General features: G+C 64.7%; 13 protein-coding genes. 3 read left to right on the top strand and 10 right to left on the bottom strand.

The annotated features are described in order from the left end of the window. Positions 1 to 4: 4 nt before the first annotated feature. The 6 genes from BM244_RS17410 to BM244_RS17385 all read right to left on the bottom strand — a co-directional run bounded on the left by BM244_RS17410 (position 5) and on the right by BM244_RS17385 (position 8,168). Positions 5 to 1,840, bottom strand: coding sequence for a thiamine pyrophosphate-binding protein (locus tag BM244_RS17410; protein ID WP_093400194.1), 1,836 nt, complete (start codon positions 1,838 to 1,840; stop codon positions 5 to 7). Continuing rightward, positions 1,837 to 3,207: an aromatic ring-hydroxylating oxygenase subunit alpha gene (locus BM244_RS17405; protein ID WP_093400193.1), complete on the bottom strand. Its 1,371-nt coding sequence runs from the start codon at positions 3,205 to 3,207 to the stop codon at positions 1,837 to 1,839. The genes BM244_RS17410 and BM244_RS17405 overlap by 4 nt, the downstream gene beginning before the upstream one ends. Positions 3,208 to 3,268: 61 nt before the next feature. Next, the gene (locus tag BM244_RS17400) at positions 3,269 to 5,128 is read right to left on the bottom strand and encodes a flavin-containing monooxygenase (RefSeq protein ID WP_093400192.1); all 1,860 of its coding nucleotides are present in this window, start codon (positions 5,126 to 5,128) and stop codon (positions 3,269 to 3,271) included. Positions 5,129 to 5,388: 260 nt separating this feature from the next. Then, positions 5,389 to 5,880 (bottom strand): nuclear transport factor 2 family protein, encoded by a 492-nt coding sequence (locus BM244_RS17395; protein WP_093400191.1) that lies wholly within the window; start codon positions 5,878 to 5,880, stop codon positions 5,389 to 5,391. 53 nt (positions 5,881 to 5,933) lie between these two features. Next, entirely contained in the window at positions 5,934 to 6,695 is a 762-nt protein-coding gene (locus BM244_RS17390; RefSeq protein ID WP_093400190.1) for an SDR family NAD(P)-dependent oxidoreductase, read from the bottom strand. Positions 6,696 to 6,719: 24 nt separating this feature from the next. Continuing rightward, positions 6,720 to 8,168: an NAD-dependent succinate-semialdehyde dehydrogenase gene (locus tag BM244_RS17385; protein ID WP_093400189.1), complete on the bottom strand. Its 1,449-nt coding sequence runs from the start codon at positions 8,166 to 8,168 to the stop codon at positions 6,720 to 6,722. Between the two features lie 287 nt (positions 8,169 to 8,455). Between BM244_RS17385 and BM244_RS17380 the strand changes: the two genes are divergently transcribed. The 3 genes from BM244_RS17380 to BM244_RS17370 all read left to right on the top strand — a co-directional run bounded on the left by BM244_RS17380 (position 8,456) and on the right by BM244_RS17370 (position 11,454). Next, a complete protein-coding gene (locus tag BM244_RS17380) occupies positions 8,456 to 9,724 on the top strand; it encodes an amidohydrolase family protein (RefSeq protein ID WP_093400383.1) in 1,269 nt (422 codons plus the stop codon). A 55-nt stretch (positions 9,725 to 9,779) separates the two neighbouring features. After that, on the top strand, positions 9,780 to 10,043 hold the full coding sequence (locus tag BM244_RS17375; protein WP_093400188.1) for a hypothetical protein: 264 nt from the start codon (positions 9,780 to 9,782) through the stop codon (positions 10,041 to 10,043). A gap of 376 nt (positions 10,044 to 10,419) precedes the next feature. Further along, positions 10,420 to 11,454, top strand: a complete 1,035-nt coding sequence (locus BM244_RS17370) for an NAD(P)H-dependent amine dehydrogenase family protein (RefSeq protein WP_093400187.1) — start codon at positions 10,420 to 10,422, stop codon at positions 11,452 to 11,454. A 4-nt stretch (positions 11,455 to 11,458) separates the two neighbouring features. Here BM244_RS17370 and BM244_RS17365 read toward each other — a convergent pair whose 3' ends face one another. The 4 genes from BM244_RS17365 to BM244_RS17350 all read right to left on the bottom strand — a co-directional run bounded on the left by BM244_RS17365 (position 11,459) and on the right by BM244_RS17350 (position 18,006). Continuing rightward, positions 11,459 to 12,574 (bottom strand): HAMP domain-containing sensor histidine kinase, encoded by a 1,116-nt coding sequence (locus tag BM244_RS17365; protein ID WP_175518272.1) that lies wholly within the window; start codon positions 12,572 to 12,574, stop codon positions 11,459 to 11,461. A 17-nt stretch (positions 12,575 to 12,591) separates the two neighbouring features. Then, positions 12,592 to 13,287 carry a response regulator gene (locus BM244_RS17360; RefSeq protein WP_093400185.1) on the bottom strand — a complete coding sequence of 232 codons (696 nt, stop codon included), beginning with the start codon at positions 13,285 to 13,287 and terminating at the stop codon, positions 12,592 to 12,594. Between the two features lie 86 nt (positions 13,288 to 13,373). Next, positions 13,374 to 14,807 (bottom strand): efflux transporter outer membrane subunit, encoded by a 1,434-nt coding sequence (locus BM244_RS17355; RefSeq protein WP_093400184.1) that lies wholly within the window; start codon positions 14,805 to 14,807, stop codon positions 13,374 to 13,376. After that, positions 14,800 to 18,006 carry a multidrug efflux RND transporter permease subunit gene (locus BM244_RS17350; RefSeq protein WP_093400183.1) on the bottom strand — a complete coding sequence of 1,069 codons (3,207 nt, stop codon included), beginning with the start codon at positions 18,004 to 18,006 and terminating at the stop codon, positions 14,800 to 14,802. Before BM244_RS17350 ends, BM244_RS17355 begins: the two co-directional genes overlap by 8 nt. Positions 18,007 to 18,009: the final 3 nt, after the last annotated feature.

Below are 18,009 nucleotides of genomic sequence, written 5' to 3'. Positions count from 1 at the left end.
GAACTTACTGCGTGCCCTCGGCGTACCAGGTGCGGAACTTGTCGTATTTCGGCATTTCTTCCGAGTTCGCCTTGGGGTCGATCGGAACGTGGATCACCGCCGGGCCACCATGTGCATAGGCGCGGGCGATCGCCGGCCCGATCTCGTCCGCGGTCTCGACATACTGCCCATACGCGCCGAGCCCTTCGGCGATCTTGTCGAAGCGCACCTTGTTGCTCCAGTGCGTACCGGTCTCTGCGGTGCCAAGCCCGAAGGTGCGCTTGTAGACGCCGACCTCGAGACCCCATTGGAAGTCGACCGCGACCACGCAGACCAGCGGCAGGTTGCGGCGCACCGCGACCTCAAGCTCGCCGATGTGGAACAGGAACGACGAGTCCGACGTCACCAGCATCCCCGGCCGCGTTACCCCGGTCTCCGCGATATCGGCGAGCATCGCGCCCGTCGCGTACGGGAGCCCGGTGCCGATATGCCCGTAATTCTGGTTCCAGATCACGTCGTTCGGCTTGCACTGGTTATAGGTCCAGCCAAAAATCACCGAAGCGCCGCCGTCGCGGATCATGATCCCGCCCTCGGGAAACGCCTTGGTCGCCTCGACTATGAATCGCGAGGTGTGGACCTGCGTGTTACCCGTGCCGTCGCTCTTGGTCAGCGTTTCCTCGGCGAGGCTGTCCAGCTCCGCCTTGCCGTCACGCATGAACTTGGCGAGCTGTTCACCAGCCTCGCGCCCCTTGCCCAATGCGCGCGTCAGCTGCGGCACGACCGCGCGGAGATCGCCGACCAGCGGCACGTCGACCGCACGGTTGACGCCGATCGCGGTCGGATCCTGCTGGACGTAGATCCATTTGCGGTTCGCCTCGCCGGCATGCCAGTGACGCCAACGGCCGAAATGCACGGGCTCGCCGAGTTCGGTGCCGAGCGCGACGACCAGATCGGACTCCTCGACCGCCTCGATCGACGCGTCGGAGAACACGTACTGGAAGGTCTTGTCCTCAAGCCCCTTGATGTAGCTGGTCCCGCCCGAGGTCTGGATGACCGGGCAGTTCATCAGCTCGGCGAGTTCCTTCACCTTCGCGCCCGACTGGCTGGTGTAGACCGCATGGCCGACCAGCAGGATCGGGTTCTTGGCGGCGAGAATCAGCTCGGCCGCCTCGGCGATCCGGTCGCCGTCCGCGCCCTGGTTGACCAGGCGATAACGGTGCGGCGGCAGGACCGGCGGCACGTCGAGTTCCTCGAGGATGATGTGGCTGGGGTATTCGACATAGGTAGGCCCCGGCGTGCCGGACATCGCGATGCGGATCGCCTCGCGAATCACCTCGTCGGTCTGGTCGGCATATTCGATAGACCCCGAATATTTGACCGAATCCTCGATCATCGGCTCCTGCCGGACGAACTGGATCCGCCCACGACGCACGCGCCGCTCGGTGACGCGCGCACGCTGGCCACCCAGGAAGATCACCGGCGAGTTCTCGACCTTGCAGCACTGGATCGCGGGCATCATGTTCGCGAGCCCTGGCCCGAGCGTACCGAAGCACAAGGCCGGCTTGCCGGTGATCCGCGACGCCGCCTCGGCCATGAACCCGGCCGCGGCCTCGTGGTGCGGCGATACCACCGTCCAGCCGCGGGCTTCCGCTTCGAGGCAAAGATGGACGAAGTTCGGATCGGGAATGCCGAACAGCGTCTTGATCCCCTCCGCCTCGAACAGGTCGAGGACGCGCTTGTAGACGGGGGTGCCGCCTGCCTTCAGCGAGAGCTCGGAGGTCGCCGTATTGGTCGGCGCGGCCTGGCCCGGCAGTAGCGAGATAGGCTGGGCGGGCTTTGGCTTGGGGTCGTCGTAGCTCATGGCAGTAACCTCGGTTCGCCGGTTCCCATGAACGCGGCCAGATTGCGGTGGAAATTGGTGATCTTGCGTTCCTGGTGCGGGTTGGGCAGCGGTCCGCGGAAGCCACGCGACTTCATGCCCTTCTGCACCCAGCGCATGTTCGAGAAATCCTGCGCCAGCACCGCGCCCCAGTTCTCGGCGGTCGGCTCTGCATTTTCCCATTCGGTCTTGGGCTCTTCGCCATCGGGATAGCGTTCGATCGCGTAGGATTCGAAGATGCACATGTTCGGATCGTCGCCGAACGGCCGCGCACGATAGCAGAGCGCGAAGGTGATCCCCTGCAGCACCGACATGTTGGGAAAGACGTGCCAGGCGAGCCCAGCCTCGGCGGTTACCTCGGGCGGGATTTCCGGCCAGACCACGCCGCGCGCGGCGTCGTCGGCCTTGGCCGATTTCATCCAGTGCGCGATCACCGCGCCCGCCGGGGTTTCCTCAGGCAGTTCGTGCTGCAACCGGCTCGCGGCGACGACGAGCGTCTCGGTGGAGGCCGCGTAATTCAGCGTCTCGTAGTTTTCCTTGATCAGCTCGTAGGTCGAGATGCGCGCATCGGCACCCTTGCCAGCGCGCGTCACGCTGGACCCTTGGCTCATCCGGTCGGCAGCATCGCGCTGGTCGAAACCGCTGACGCCGTGCAGACCATAGGCCGCGCTATAGGCGTAGAATTCTGCGTAATCGAGCAGCTGGGTGTGCGTGCCGGCGACGTGATACGGCTCCATGAACGCCTCGAGCGCGGTCTTCCAGTTGCTCGGATAGACCGTCCATTTGCGCCATTTGTAGCGCATTTTATCCATCTCGAAATGCGACAGGAGGCGCCCCGCTTCGCCTAGGAACTCGGCAAGCGGCGTGGCATCGGGATCCATGTTGATCCACACCCAGCCCCCCCAGGTGTCGACCTGGACGCGCGACAGGCAGGTCCGCTCGGGCGTCAGCGCGCCCTTCCAGTCCTGCGGGTCGAGCACGAAGATGTTGTTGCCGTCGCGGTCGAACGTCCAGCCGTGGAAGCCGCAGACGAAGTTGCGCCGGTTGCCGCGGACGCTGTGGACGCCGTCGGGCGTATTGATCAGCTGCCGTCCGCGGTGCGGGCAGACATTGTGGAACGCGTTGAAGCTCGCCTCGCCCGTCTTAATGACGATGATCGAGTCGTCGGCGATATTGTAGATGACGAAATCGCCGATCTCGCAGAAGTCCTCGGCACGCTCGACCATCTGCCAGACCTTGGGCCAGAGCTTCTCCTTCTCGGCCTCGGCATACTCGCGCGACAGGAACGCTTCGACCGGATAGGTGAGTGGTTCTGCGAGGTCTTCGACGGAGATGTTCACAGGACTGATCCTTCCCTCAGATGACCGGTTCTTCGGACATCGGCATCCGAAGTCCAGCCCGCGCCACCATTCACCGCCCGAGCGATTTCGCGCTCGATCCGGTCAGCGACAGCCCCTCAAGATCGCCCTTCTCGCGCCACGTCGTCAGCAGCGTCTGGAACGCGTCCCAGCCGGGGGCATAGGCGCGGAACAGGCGCCATTTGGCTTTGCCCTCCCCCTCGCCTTCGTTGTTGAAATAGCTCGGCGTGCACTCGCGCGAAAAGGCCGACATATCGATCTCGTTGCCTTCGAAATGCGTGACATACGCATCCATGGCGGTCTGCGTCGGCTCGACGACGGGCGTGCCGCGCTTGAGCGCTTCGGCGATGATGTGCGCGATGTGATAGCCTTGGCGGCCGTTCTGCTCGGTAACCGACGCATTCAGCCCGCCTTGGATATACCCCATGTAGAACTGGTTGGGGAAACCCGCGGTCATCACGCCGTGAAAGGTGCGCGGCCCGTCGCGCCAGTGATCGTAGATCGACGCGCCGTCACGCCCCTCGATCGTGTCGATGCCCCAGCGCCGCTCCAGATCGCTCGTGACCTCGAAGCCGCTGGCGAAGATCATGCAGTCGACTTCATATTCCTTGCCGTTCGCGATGAAGCCCTTCTCGGTCATCGCCTCGACGCCCTTGGTGAGCGAGACGTCGACCAGTTCGACGTTAGGCCGGTTAAAGGTCGGATAATATTCGTCGCTGGACAGCGGGCGCTTGCAGAGGAACCGGTAATAAGGCTTCAGCGCCTCCGCGGTGGCGGGATCCTCGACCAGATCGTCGACGCGGCGCCTTAACCGCTCCATCACACGGAACTCGACCACGTCGCGCTTCGCCATGAACTGCTCGGGGGTCAGCGCGGGCCAGCCCTCCTCGGCGAATTCGGCTGCGAGGTTGCGGCTGATCTCGGTCCAGATGTCGCAGATCAGATCCTCGTCGCCGGGATGGAATGCCTCCATCGCCGCGCGGTGAAAATTGATCTGTCGAGTGTTCTGCCAGCCCGGCTGCAACGACTTCGCCCAGTCCGGATCGGTCGGCGGATTGGGACGCTCGTCGACGCTGGAGGGGGTGCGCTGCACGACATAGGCCTGCTTGGCGTAGCGCCCTAGATACGGCACGATCTGGATGGCGGTGGCGCCGGTACCGACGATCGCGACGCGCTTGTCGGCCAGCTTGTCGAGCACCGGGTTCTCGTAGCTGCCGCCGGAATAGTCATAGTCCCAGCGCGCGCTATGAAACATCTTGCCCTTGAACTTTTCGATGCCGGGGATGCCGGGCAGTTTCGGCATGTTGAGCACACCGCTGGCGATGATGACGAACCGCGCACGGATCTCGTCGCCACGGTTGGTCGAGACGCGCCACCGGTCGATCTCGGCGTCCCAGCGAAGCCCGTTGGTCTGCGTATGGAACAGCGCCTTGTCGGCGAAGCCAAACTTATCCGCGATCGCCCGCGCATAGCCCTGGATCTCGCGACCGTCGGCGAATTTGCGCGACGGCATGAAGCCGGTCTCTTCGAGCAACGGCAAATAGATATAGGATTCGTTATCGCACTGGATGCCGGGATAGCGGTTCCAGTACCAGACGCCGCCGAAGTCGCCGGCCGTGTCGACCACGCGGAAATCCGTGATGCCCTGCTTGACCAGTTGATAGGCCGCCATGATCCCGGACCAGCCTGCGCCGAGCACCACGACGTCGGTATCCTCCGTGATCGCGTCCCGCGGCGTTACCGGCTGGTGCGGATCGGTGACGTAATCCTCGACCACGTCGCCGGTCGGGCGGGCATATTGCTCCTGCCCTTCGCTGCGCGTGCGCTTATCGCGCTCATGCGCGTAACGTGCTTTCAGCGCGGGAATATCGATCTCGTCGGCCGAGGGCGTCCGTGATGGCAGGCAGGTCATATCCACTCCCGGATTATCTCGTTGCGCCAACCCTAATGAACATCGCTGTCCATTACCAAGCGGCGGCGGGAGAATCCGCGGGAGCGATGGGTTTGCAGATCGGGATCAAGGCGCATCGAATTGCAATCCTCCTCCGCCAGGGGGAGGTGGCGTCAAAGGCCATGGAGAGGAGGACACTGAGCCAGCGTGATCGTTGACCGCCCCCTCCGTCAGGCAAGAGCCTGCCACCTCCCCCTTGCGGGGGAGGATCGCAATATCGTCTACGCTTTGCGCACGAACGTAGGCTCGTCCGGCCCAGGCATACCCGGAAACGCGCCATAATCGGGCGGGACGACATAGTCGCCGCTCAGGTCGGTCGGGCCGTGATACGCCATCGTCCAATGCCGCCACTGGAACCGCCACGCCCCGTCCTTTTCGACGTACCGATCGTAATAGGTGCCGAAGGTGATCGCGCTGGTACCGTCATGTTTCTTGGCGAACTCGGTGACCTGCAACCGGCCGATCGCCGTACCCTCTCCGACCTCCAGGATCGGCTGACCGACGACCAGCTGGATCCGCTCGCATCGACCGAGCAGCTTGCCCGCAGCCGCAGCGATCTCGTCGCGGCCGGTCATGACCATACCGGCGATCTTCCAGATGCCGTCGGTCGCGAAGCATGCCGCGAAGACCGCCATATCCTGTCGCCACACCGCGTCGACGAAACGCGCGTGCAGCTGCCGGATGCCGCAATCGGCCGTCACGAAATCGGTCATCGTCTGCTCTCCCGGGAAATGTGTCGTCGTCAGCGCCCCTCTCGGCGTCCCTCTCAGCGCGGCGCCATGCGGATCGCGCCGTCGAGCCGGATCACTTCGCCATTGAGCATCGGGTTGGCGACGATCGCACCGACCATCTGCGCGTACTCGCTGGGCTTGCCGAGCCGGCTCGGATGCGGAACCTGCGTACCGAGCGAATCCTGCGCGGCCTGCGGCAGGCCCATCAGCATCGGCGTGAGGAAAATGCCGGGTGCGATCGTGACGACGCGGATGCGGTGCTGCGCCAAGTCGCGCGCCGCCGAGATCGTCAGGCCAACGACGCCGCCCTTCGACGCAGCATAGGCCGCCTGTCCGATCTGCCCGTCATACGCCGCGACCGACGCGGTGTTGACGATCACGCCGGCCTCTTCGCCGTCGATCCCGGCTGCGATCAGCCGCCCGGCGAATTTCGAGATCATGTTGAACGTGCCGATCAGGTTCACCTCGACCGTCTTGCGGAACGCGGCGAGCGGATGCGCCGCGCCGTGTTTGTCGACGATCCGGATCGCCGGAGCGACGCCCGCGCAATTGACCAGCACGCGCGCCGGTCCGTGCAGCGTTTCCGCCGCTTCCAGGGCCTCGGCGACACTCGCATCGTCGGACACGTCGACCTTGAAAAACGCGCCGCCCAGGGTCTCTGCCGCGGCCGCGCCGACTTCCTCGTTCAGGTCGAAGATCGCGACCTTCGCGCCGGCGTCCGCAAGCATCGTCGCGGTCGCGTTGCCGAGCCCCGATGCGCCACCTGTGACGATCGCCGCTACGCCGTTCAAGTTCATCTCGTATCCTCGTGTTGTTGTCGCTCAGATCCCGGCCATGCAGAGATATTTCAGCTCGACATAATCCTCGATCCCGTGGCGCGAGCCTTCGCGACCCATGCCAGATTGCTTGATCCCGCCGAACGGCGCGACTTCGGTCGATATGATGCCGGTGTTGATCCCGACGATCCCGACCTCCAGCGCCTCGCCGACGCGCCACGTCCGTGCCAGATCGCGCGTATAGAAATACGCCGCCAGCCCGACCTCGGTATCGTTGGCGAGCGCGACGGCCTCGTCCTCGGTGTCGAACACGAAGATCGAGGCGAGCGGCCCGAACGTCTCTTCGCTCGCCAGCGCCATATCGGTGGTGCAGCCCGACATGATCGTCGGCTCGAAGAAGCTGTGGCCGAGCGCATGCCGCTTGCCGCCCGCGACCAGCCGGGCGCCCTTGGCCAGCGCGTCGGCGATGTGCTCCTCGACCTTGGCGACCGCAGCATCGTCGATCAGCGGACCCTGCGCGACGCCCTCGCCGGTGCCCCGCCCGACCTTCAGCCTGGCCACCGCCGCGGCGAGCTTTGTTTCGAACGCCTCGGCGATGTCGCGCTGGACGAGGATGCGGTTGACGCACACGCAGGTCTGGCCGCTGTTGCGGTATTTGGACGCCATCGCTCCCTCGACCGCGGCATCGAGATCGGCGTCGGCGAAGACGATGAACGGCGCGTTTCCGCCCAGTTCCATCGACAGCTTCTTCATCGTCGGCGCACACTGCGCCATCAGCGTCTTGCCGACCTCGGTCGAGCCGGTGAAGCTCAGCTTGCGCACCACCGGACTGCCGGTCAGCGCGGCCCCGATCACGCGCGACGACCCGGTGACGACGTTGAACACGCCCCTGGGTATCCCCGCCCGCTCGGCCAGCACCGCGAGCGCGAGTGCGCTGAACGGCGTCTGCGTCGCGGGTTTGAGGACCATCGTGCAGCCCGCCGCCAGCGCTGGCGCCGCCTTGCGCGTGATCATCGCGGCGGGGAAATTCCACGGCGTGATCGCGGCGACCACGCCGACCGGCTGGCTGATCACGACTATCCGACTGTCCGCGCGGTGGCTCGGGATCACTTCGCCATAGAGGCGCTTAGCTTCCTCGGCGAACCATTCGACGAACGACGCGGCATAGGCGATTTCACCCTTGGCTTCGACGAGCGGCTTGCCCTGCTCGTGCGTCAGGATCATCGCGAGATCGTCCTGCGCCGCCATCATCAGCTCGGACCAGCGCCGCAACAGCTTCGATCGTTCGCCGGCCGTCTTCGCGCGCCAAGCCGGCAGCGCAGCCTCGGCGGCAGCGATCGCGGCATGCGTCTCGTCCGCGCCCAGCGACGGAACCGCACCCAGGACCTCACCGCTCGCAGGATCCGTCACGTCGATCGCACCGGCCCCGATCCATGCGCCGTCGACATAGCATTGCTCGCGCAGCAGCGTCCGATCCGTCAGCGTGAAAGTCATGCGTCTTGCTCCGTGGAATGGTCGGCGTTTTGCGGGGCGGTCCTTACGCCGTCAATGAAGCCCGGCAGGCATCGCCCGCACGGTGCCCGCCCAGCGGCCAATCGCCGGTCCATCGCCGGGGCGGACTTTGCACGGCACCACCGTCTCAGGGTGGATAGCCACCCGGCGATGCGCGTATGTCACTGATACTGCGTTTCCAACGAGACGCCCGAGATAAGCCCGAGACAAAGCCGGTACGAACCAGATCAACGGATCGGCCGAAAAAAACGGATTGGATGGAGGACATCATGGCGGATAACGACACCAAGGATCTGGCTAGCGACGCACGGAAATACTGGTCGGCGGAAGGCTATACCCGTGGCGGCGTGATCCGCGAGGTCGACTATGCCACGCAGTCCGGCGGACTTGCCGAGGATCTGGCCGGCATCAAGATCGTCGACACCGACACGCATCTGACCGAAGCGCCCGATCTCTTCACCTCGCAGGCACCCGCCAAGTTCAAGGACCGTGTTCCCGTCGTCCGCCGCGTCAACGACGTTGACCGCTGGTTCGTCGGCGACCGCGATTTCGGATCGATGGGTGGCAACGTCATCAGCAAGGACAACAACAAGCTGCTCGGCCGCCTTGCCTTCCCGACGCTGGACGAGGCCCATCCTGGTGGTCACGAGGTCAAGCCGCGGTTGCAGGCGATGGACGACATGGGCGTCTATGCGCAGATCTGCTACCACAACTCGGGCGTGACTCAGGCCGGGTCGCTGATGTCGCTCGGCGACAACGAGCTCGCGGTCGAGATCATCAAGATGTACAACGACGCGGCCGTGGAGCGGCAGCGCGTCTCGGGCAACCGGTTGTTCACGATGGCGCATCTGCCGCTGTGGGACAAAGCCGCGCTCGACAAGGAAGCGCGTCGCTGCATCGACATGGGGCTCAAGGGCTTCGTGCTGCCCGACACGCCCGAGCGCGTCGGCGTCCCCTCGTACATGCATTCATACTGGGATGACTTCCTCGACCTGTGCAGCAGCACGGGCACGCCGATCAACTTCCATTTGAACGCGGCGATGGATCCGACCACGCTGACGTGGGAAGGGTTTGCGTTCGAGCAGACGCTGTCGGTGGTCGCGACGATGTTCTCGATCGGCAACGTGGCGACGCTTGGCAACTGGATGGTTAGCGGCCGGCTCGACAAGCATCCCGGCCTCAAGATAGGCCTGATCGAGAGCGGCATGGGCTGGATTCCGTTCGCGGTCGAGGCGCTTGAGCACCAGTTTCAGGAGATGCTGCCGAACCGCGCCGGCGGCGTGCTGCAGAAGACGCCGTGGGAGTATTTCCACGATCACTTCTTCGGCACCTTCTGGTTCGAAACGATCGGCCCGAAGCTGCTGCTGGAGACGATCGGCTTCGACAACATGATGTTCGAAACCGACTTCCCGCATCCGACCTCGCTCTATCCCGGCGTGCAGAAGCACATCCAGAAGTCGCTCGGCGGTTACGACTACAGCATCAAGAAGAAGGTGCTCGAGACCAACGCGGTGCGGATGTACAATTTGCCGTTCTGATCACAGGCGATACCGGCCCGTCGTTGGAGCAACGGCGGGCCGCAAGGGAGCAAGCATGACCAAAGCACCAGACGAAGCGCTCCGCGCCGTCACCGACCGCGTGATCGAACTCGAGGAGGAACTCGAAGCCTCCGGCGTCGCGACGATCGACGGTAGCGAACTGGAATGGAGCCGTGCGGCGTTGCACAAATGGGTCGACGATGTCGTCGGCGTCGTCGTCTCACCGGGCTTAGGGCGTGTCACGGTTATCCATCCCGGCGGGAAACGGTCGTCGATCGCGTCTTCCACGCTGCCCTATCTGATGAGCAAGCCGCTTTAGGGCCGATGGGCATTCGGCTCTGATTATAGTCATCCGGCAAACAAACCCTGTTTCCCCGCGAAGGCGGGGCCCAGACTGGGCTCCCGCCTTCGCGGGAGAACAATAAGCGGATGCCGGCATTGGAACGGACGTCTGACAACCTCCGACCGGCTTCGGGATCAGCCCTGCAATGATCAGGGTCCGAGTTTGGCCGCTGCGTAAATGCGCGGCTGGTCGTCTACGCTGATGCCGAAACCATGCCCCCCGGCGGAGGCCGGGGCCCAGTTGGAGAGGCCGTAGTAACGATGCGCGGACCTCACAAAAACTGTGACCCAAAGGCCCCCGCCTTCGCCAAGGGGACTGACAGCACCGGCGACCGCAATAAGGGAAAAGAGCGATGCCCGAACCGATCCTTCGTGTGATTCAATGGTCGGTCGGCAACATCGGCCGGCAATCGTTGCGCGGCGTGATCGCGCACCCGCGCATGGCGCTGGTCGGTATCTACGTAGGCTCCCCCGACAAGGCCGGACGTGACGCTGGCGACCTGTGCGGCCTTTCCGATACCGGCATTATCGCGACCAGCGCGATCGACGACATCCTCAGCCTCGACGCGGACTGCGTGCTCTACATGCGGCAGGGCTGCGATTACGACGAAGTCTGCGCGTTGCTCGCATCGGGCAAGAACGTAGTCACCACGCGGTCGGAATTCCACCACCCGTCGACCATGGACCCGGCGATCCTCGCGCAGATCGAGGCCGCGTGTGCAGCCGGCGGAACCTCGATCTACAGCACTGGCAGCAGCCCGGGGTTCGTCACCGAAGCGCTCGTCCTGCCGTTGCTGTCGCTGCAACGCCGCCTCGATTGCCTGACGATCGACGAGTTCGCCGACGTATCCCGCCGCGACAGCCCGGCGATGATCTTCGACGTCATGGGTTTCGGCGCGGCACCCGGCCCGATGGACGACGCCAAGCTCGCGCATGTCCGCGACAGTTTCCTCGCGTCACTGAACCAGGTCGCCGATGCGATCGGCCTGCCGTTCGATACGACCAGTGTCGAGGGCGAGGTCGCGGTCGTGACCAAGGACACGCCCATCGCCGCAGGTGTCCTGAAGGCCGGCACCGTCGCTGCCCAACGTATCACGATCAACGGCCTGCACGACGGCAAACCGGTCCTCCGCTTCCGCGCGCACTGGTATTGCGCCACCGACCTCGACCGCGACTGGACGCTGCGCGAGACCGGCTGGCACGTCTCGGTCGCCGGCGACACGCCGATGGAGGTCGCGATCACCTTCCCCGTCGCGATGGAGGATTATGCGGCGGTGATGCCCGGCTACACTGCGCACCGCGCCGTCAACTCGGTCGCCGCGGTGTGTGCCGCGCAGCCCGGCATCCGCACGACGATCGACCTTCCGCAAGTCGTCGCGACGTTCTGACCCCTTACGCCGCGGGAATGGAGACCGAAAAGCACGCGCCCGATCGATCGGCACGGTTCTTGGCGGCGATCCTACCGCCATGGGCCTCGACCATCTTGGCTGCGAGCGTGAGGCCGATGCCGCTACCGGGCCTGCCCGCACGCTTGTCTGCGCCGGCGCGCCAGAACGGGATGAAAAGCCGGTGTTCGTCCTCGGGCGCAAAGCCGTCGCCCTCGTCGATCACGCTCGCAACGCACCGCCCGTTCGCGTTGACCAGCGACACCGCGATCCGGCTTCCGGGCGGGGCGTGCTTCACGGCGTTGGTTAGGATGTTGGTGAAGATTTGCGTCAATCGTACCCGGTCGCCCAGCACGACGGCGGGGACGTACATCTCCGTCCACGCCACCGGCACCAGCGCGCTCGACGCCCGCAGATCAGCCACCGCAGCGCGCAGGACATCTCCTAGATCGATAGGCTTGCGCTCGAGTTCCAGTTCCCCCGCATCCGCATGGGCCAGAGTCCGCAGATCCTCGACCAGCGTGGAGAGCTGTTCGACCTGCCGGAGCAACCTGTCGGCCTCGCCTTTGGCGGGATCGATCACGCCGTCCGCAAGTCCGTGCAGCCGGCCCTTCAGGATCGTCAGCGGAGTGCGCAGTTCGTGCGCGATGCCTGCCGTGAGGACGGTCCGTTCGCGTTCGTACGCCTCGATTTCCGCCGCCATCCGGTTGAAACTCGCGATGAGTTCGCCGGTCTCGCCAGATCCGCCCCGAGGATCGACGCGGACCGACCGGTCGCCCGCAGACACCTGTGCCGCGGCCCGCGCCACGGCAGTGACTGGTCGGCTGATCCGCCGCGCAACCACGGTGGCGATGCCCCCCCCGGCGAGAATCGAAATCAGACCGATCGAGGCGATGAAGCCGAGATCGGTAATTCGCGGGCCATCGTCGCCATACCGGTTGAACAGGTCGTAATAGCGGTCGCTGCCGCGCTGTCCCGATCGGACGAGCCAGTCGAGTTCCGCGCGTGCCTTGGGCGGCATGTGTCGAGCGACGTTGTCGAACCGGTAGTACATTGCCGCGTAATAGCCGCCAAGCCCGACGAACATCGTCAGCCCAGTCATCAGCGCTGCGAGCAACACCATCCGCGTGACAATACGGTTCAGTATTCGGACCATAGCCTATACCCCACGCCCCGTACCGGCTCGATCATGTCTGCGCAGCCCGCAGATCCAAGCTTCTGGCGCAATTTCGACAGGTGACTGTCGACCACCCGGTCGTAGGCATCGCTGTCAGGTGATGCCGCCTGGAGTAGTTCAGCGCGGGAAAAGGCGCGGCGCGGCTGACGACCCATGTGTGCCAGAATCTCGAATTCGGACGGTGTTAGTGATACGCGGACCGGGCCACCGGTGGTCTGCCCTTGGCAGGTCACCACGCGTGCTTCCAGATCTATAGTCAGCGCGCCGACCACCAGTGTTCGACGCCCCGATGCGCCCAGCGTTCGCCGAAGTACGGCGCGGATCCGCTCGACCACCTCCGACGGGTTGAAAGGCTTGACGACGTAGTCATCCGCCCCAAGCCGTAACGAAGAAAGCTTGGTCACCTCGTCGTCGAATGCAGTCACCATGATGACTGGGGTATCAGCGCGTCGACGGATCGCGGTCAGGACATCGAGGCCATCACCCCCGGGCAACCCGAAATCGAGCAGTACGAGATCTGGCTGGAACTGCGAATGCAGGCGGATCGCGTCCTTGACGTTGCCTGCCTGCTGCACCTCGAATCCTGCGCGTTCGGCGTAGGTGGTCAGAAGCTCCGCGATCTCTCGCTCGTCCTCCACGATCAATACTCGGCTTGCCATGGTCGTCCTTTCGCCGAGAGCTATCGTTGATAATTGTGGAGGATTGATCGAGGACCGTTTCTTAGCGAGCCGGGTTCCAATTCCATCTAACCCGTCCGCACACCACCACCCAGCGCCGTATATAGCGATACGCTGTTCTGCAGATCCGTTGCCCGCAACTGCAGCAGCGACTGTTCGGCGGAGAACAGGTTACGCTCGGCATCCAGCACTTCGAGATAGATCGCGATGCCGTTGTCGTAGCGCAGCCGCGCAGTCCGGGCCAAACGACGTTGTGCCTCCACGGTGCGAGTCTGCGCGGCGATCTGCTCGGCATAATGCTGGCGGGCGACAAGCGCATCGGCGACCTCCTGGAATGCGCCCTGCACCGTCCGCTGATATGCCGCGACCAACTCGTCGGCCTGCGCGCGGTTGAGCCGCACCTGCGCGGTGCGCCGTCCCCAGTCGAAGATCGGCAGGTTCACCGTGCCGCCGTAATTGAAAGCCTCGCTGCTTCCCTTGAACAGATTGCCCAGCGTGGGCGACAGGAAGCCGTAGGCTCCGGTCAGCGAGATCGTCGGGAAGAACGCCGCGCGGGCGGCGCCGATATTGGCGTTCGCCGCGCGAAGATTATGCTCGGCTTCCAAAATATCCGGCCGCGCCGTCAGCAACGATGACGGCAGACCCGGTGCGATATCCCGCACTTGACTGGGTTGCAGCACAGGCCGTGCGGCGGGCAACACTGTGCTAGACGGGCCACCGATCAGGACGTCGAGCAGGTTGCGCGACTGCGCCGTGGTCCGCTTGATCTCCGCGAGTTCGGTCTGCGCCTGCGTCAGCAGCAGCATCGACTGATCGAAATCGACCGTCGACGTCACGCCTGCGTCGAGCCGCTTCTGCGCGATCCGGACGCCTTCGCGCCGGCCCGCCAGGGTCCGTTCCGCAAGCGCGATCCGATCCTCGCCGGTCAGGATGTTGAAATAGGTCGCGGCGACCTGTCCGATCAACGTGAGCCGCGCGGTCCGCTCTCCCTCGATCGAAGCAAGCCACGCCTCGCGCTCGGCCTGCGCCAGGTTGCGCAACCGACCCCACAGATCGAGTTCGAACGACGCGACGCCGACGTTGGCCGAATATTGCGTGAAGTCGACCGACGACGTGCCGCCCCCGCCGGCCGCACCGGGCACACCTAGCGCGTTGGCCGGCTGGACCGATCGGTTCGCGCCGCCATTGGCCTCGATCGTCGGCAAACGCTGCGAATCCTGGATGCGGTATTTCGCACGGGCCTGGGCGATCCGTGCCACCGCCTGCGCGAGATCGCGATTGCGCTCCAACGCGGTGGCGATCAGCGACCGCAGCCGCGAGTCGAGAAAATAGTCGTTCCACCCTAGATCGGTTGCAAGCAGTCCCTGCGAATACGCGGACTGCGGCGTGGTCGGGAACGCCGTGGAGATGGGCGCCACCGGCTGGCGGTAGGCCGGCGCGAAATTGCACCCCGACAGCGCGACGGTGAAGCCGGCAGTCGCCGCGAGAAGGATCTTACGCATGGACCGTGTCCCCATCCCGTTTGTCGTTTTCGGTGGCCCAGCGGGAATCCTCGCCTTCGGGATCGCGTGTCCTGCTCAGATACTTTCGCGCGAGCAGGTAGAAGACCGGCGTGAAGAAGATTCCGAAGATTGTCGCGGCGATCATGCCGCCCATCACGCCCGTGCCGACCGCCTTACGGCTGGCTGCCCCCGCACCGCTTGCGATCACCAGCGGCACCATGCCGAGGATGAACGCGAGGCTGGTCATCAGGATCGGTCGCAGTCGCTGTTTCGAAGCCTCGACCGTGGCATTGCGGACCTTCTCCGGGCCTTCACCCTTGTGATGCGCTTCGTCGTCGATCGCGAACTCGACGATCAGGATCGCGTTCTTCGCAGCAAGGCCGATGATCGTGATCAGGCCGATGTTGAAATACACGTCTGCCGATAGCCCGCGGAACATCGTGAACAGCACCGACCCGAGCACCCCGAACGGCACCACCAGCAACACCGCGAGCGGGATGCCCCAACTGTTGTAGAGCGCCGCAAGCAACAGGAACACGACCACCATCGAGAGGCCGAGCAACAGCCCGATCTGTCCGCCCGCCTGTTTCTCCTCGAAGGCGGTACCGGTCCATTCATACGCGAACGACCCGGTAAGCGACTGCTTGGCGATCGCCTCCATCGCTTCGAGCGCGGCGCCAGACGACTGCCCCGGAGCGGCCTGACCCGAAATGGTCAGCGATGGATAACCGTTGAACCGATCGAGCTGGATCGGCCCTGAGCGCCACGAGACGCGCGCGAACGCGCTGAACGGCACCATCTGCTTTTCCGGACCCGGCACACGGAGCGCCAGCACGTCCTGCGGCGTCATGCGCGCCTTCGCATCCGCCTGTAGGTAGACGCGGAGCGTGTTGCCGTCGCGGTTGAAGTCGTTGGCGTAGAACGACCCGAAATTGATCGCGAGCGTGTTGTTTACCCCGGCGATCGACAGGCCCAGCGCCCGCGCCTTGACCCGGTCGATATCTACATAGAGTTCAGGTGCATCGCCTTGTCCTTCCGGCCGGACGCCAGCCAGCAGGGGGTTCTTCGAAGCCGCCGCGACGATCGCGTCACGCGCGGCGATCAACCCGGCGCGGTCGGTGCCCGACCGATCCTCGACCTTCATCGAGAAGCCGATAGCGTTGCCCAGCGCCGAGATTGGCGGCGGATTGAGCGCGATGATGCTCGCCTGCGAAATGCCGAACACCGCCTTCTGGACGCCGCCGATGATCGCCTCGACCGTATCGCCATCGCCCTTGCGCTCGTCCCACGGCTTGAGGTCGACGAACGACATCGCCGCCCCCTGGCTCTGGCCGAAGAAATTGTAGCCGAGCACCGATATGACGTTGCGGACCTGCGGCTGCTTGCTCAGATACGCCTCGCCCTGGATCACCGCCTGTTCGGTGCGCTGCATCGTCGCGCCCACCGGCGCGTCGTAATTGACGAGGAACGAGCCTTGATCCTCGCTCGGCAGGAAGCCGCCGGGCAACCGCGTGAACAGCACGAACGTCACGACGCAGACGACCGCGAACACCGCGAGCCAGCGCATCGGCGCGCTGGTCATCGTGCCGACCGCACCGGCATATTTCTCCGTCGCACGCCCGAACTTGTCGTTGAACCAATTCCCGAACCGTCTCGGCACACCGAGAATGCCCGCGCGCGGCTCGCCGTGATCGTCCGCGTGCGGCTTGAGCAACGTCGCGCACAGGGCCGGCGTGAGCGTCAGCGCCAGCACCGCCGAGAAGAAGATCGACACCGCAAGCGTGACGGAGAACTGGCGGTAGATGCCGCCGGTCGAGCCGGGGAAGAACGCCATCGGCACGAACACGGCGATCAGCACCAGCGTGATGCCGATGATCGCACCGCGAATCTGGCCCATCGCCTTCACCGTGGCAAGCCGCGGCGGCAGGCCTTCCTCCGCCATGATCCGCTCGACATTCTCGACCACGACGATCGCGTCGTCGACCAGGATGCCGATCGCCACCACCATCGCGAACAGCGACAGCGTGTTGATCGAGAAGCCGAACACGTAAAGCCCGAAGCACGCCCCCGACAGCGCGATCGGCACGACCACCGCGGGGATCAGCGTCGAGCGCCAGTTCTGGAGGAACAGGAACATCACCGCGAACACCAGGATCATCGCCTCGATTAGCGTCGTGATGACGCTGTGGATCGACGCGTCGATGAACGGCGTGGTGTCGGTGCCGATCGACCAGGTCATGCTCGGCGGGAAGTTCGCCTGGAGCTCCTTCATCCGCGTCTTGATCGCTTCGGCGGTCGCGACCGCGTTGGCCCCGGCGCCAAGCTGCACACCCATGCCGGCGATCTCGCGCCCGTTGAGACGCGCCTTGAACCCGTAATTGTCGGCGCCGAGCTCGACCCGCGCGACATCGCCGAGCCGCACGGTCGAGCCGTCCTGGCCCGCGCGGACGATGATCTCGCGAAACTGTTCTGCGGTGGCGAACCGGTTCTGCGTGACGATCTTGGCAGTGAACTCCGCCTCGCGCGTGATCGGCTGCTCGGCCAGACCACCGCCCGCGACCTGGCTGTTCTGTTCCTGCACCGCGGTCAGCACGTCCGATGCAGACAGCGAATAGCCTGTGAGCTTGGTCGGATCGAGCCAGATCCGCATCGCATATTGCGACCCGAACAGGACGATGTCGCCGACCCCCGGCACGCGCCGAAGCTCGTTGACGATGTTGTTGCTGGCGTAGTTGCCGACTTCGAGCGCCGACAGCGAATTGTCGGTCGAATAGACGCCCATGATCATCAGGAAGCCCGATGAATTGTCGGTGATCTGCACGCCCATCTGCTGCACCGCCTGCGGGAGGCGCGGTTCGGCGCGGTTGAGGCGGCTCTGGACGAGGCTGCGCGCGGTGTTGAGGTCGGTCCCCGACTGGAAGGTCAGGATCACCTGGCCGGTGCCGTTCGACCGGCTCGCGGCGGACATGTACAGGAAACCCTCGATCCCGTTCATCTCGCGCTCAATCACCGCGGTGACGTTGCGGTCGAGCGTTTCCGCGTCGGCACCCGTATAGGTATAGGACAGCGTCAACGATGGCGGCGCGACGGACGGATATTGCTCGACCGGCAGGTTCATCAGCGACAGGATGCCGGCCAGCGCGATGAACGCGGCGATGACCCATCCGAAGACGGGTTTATAGACGAAGAAGCGATCCATGAT

It is taken from the genome of Sphingomonas sp. OK281 (genome assembly GCF_900115295.1).
Lineage (GTDB): Bacteria > Pseudomonadota > Alphaproteobacteria > Sphingomonadales > Sphingomonadaceae > Sphingomonas.
Note: the sequence above shows the minus strand (reverse complement) of the source record. Positions and strands in the feature narration are given on the sequence as shown.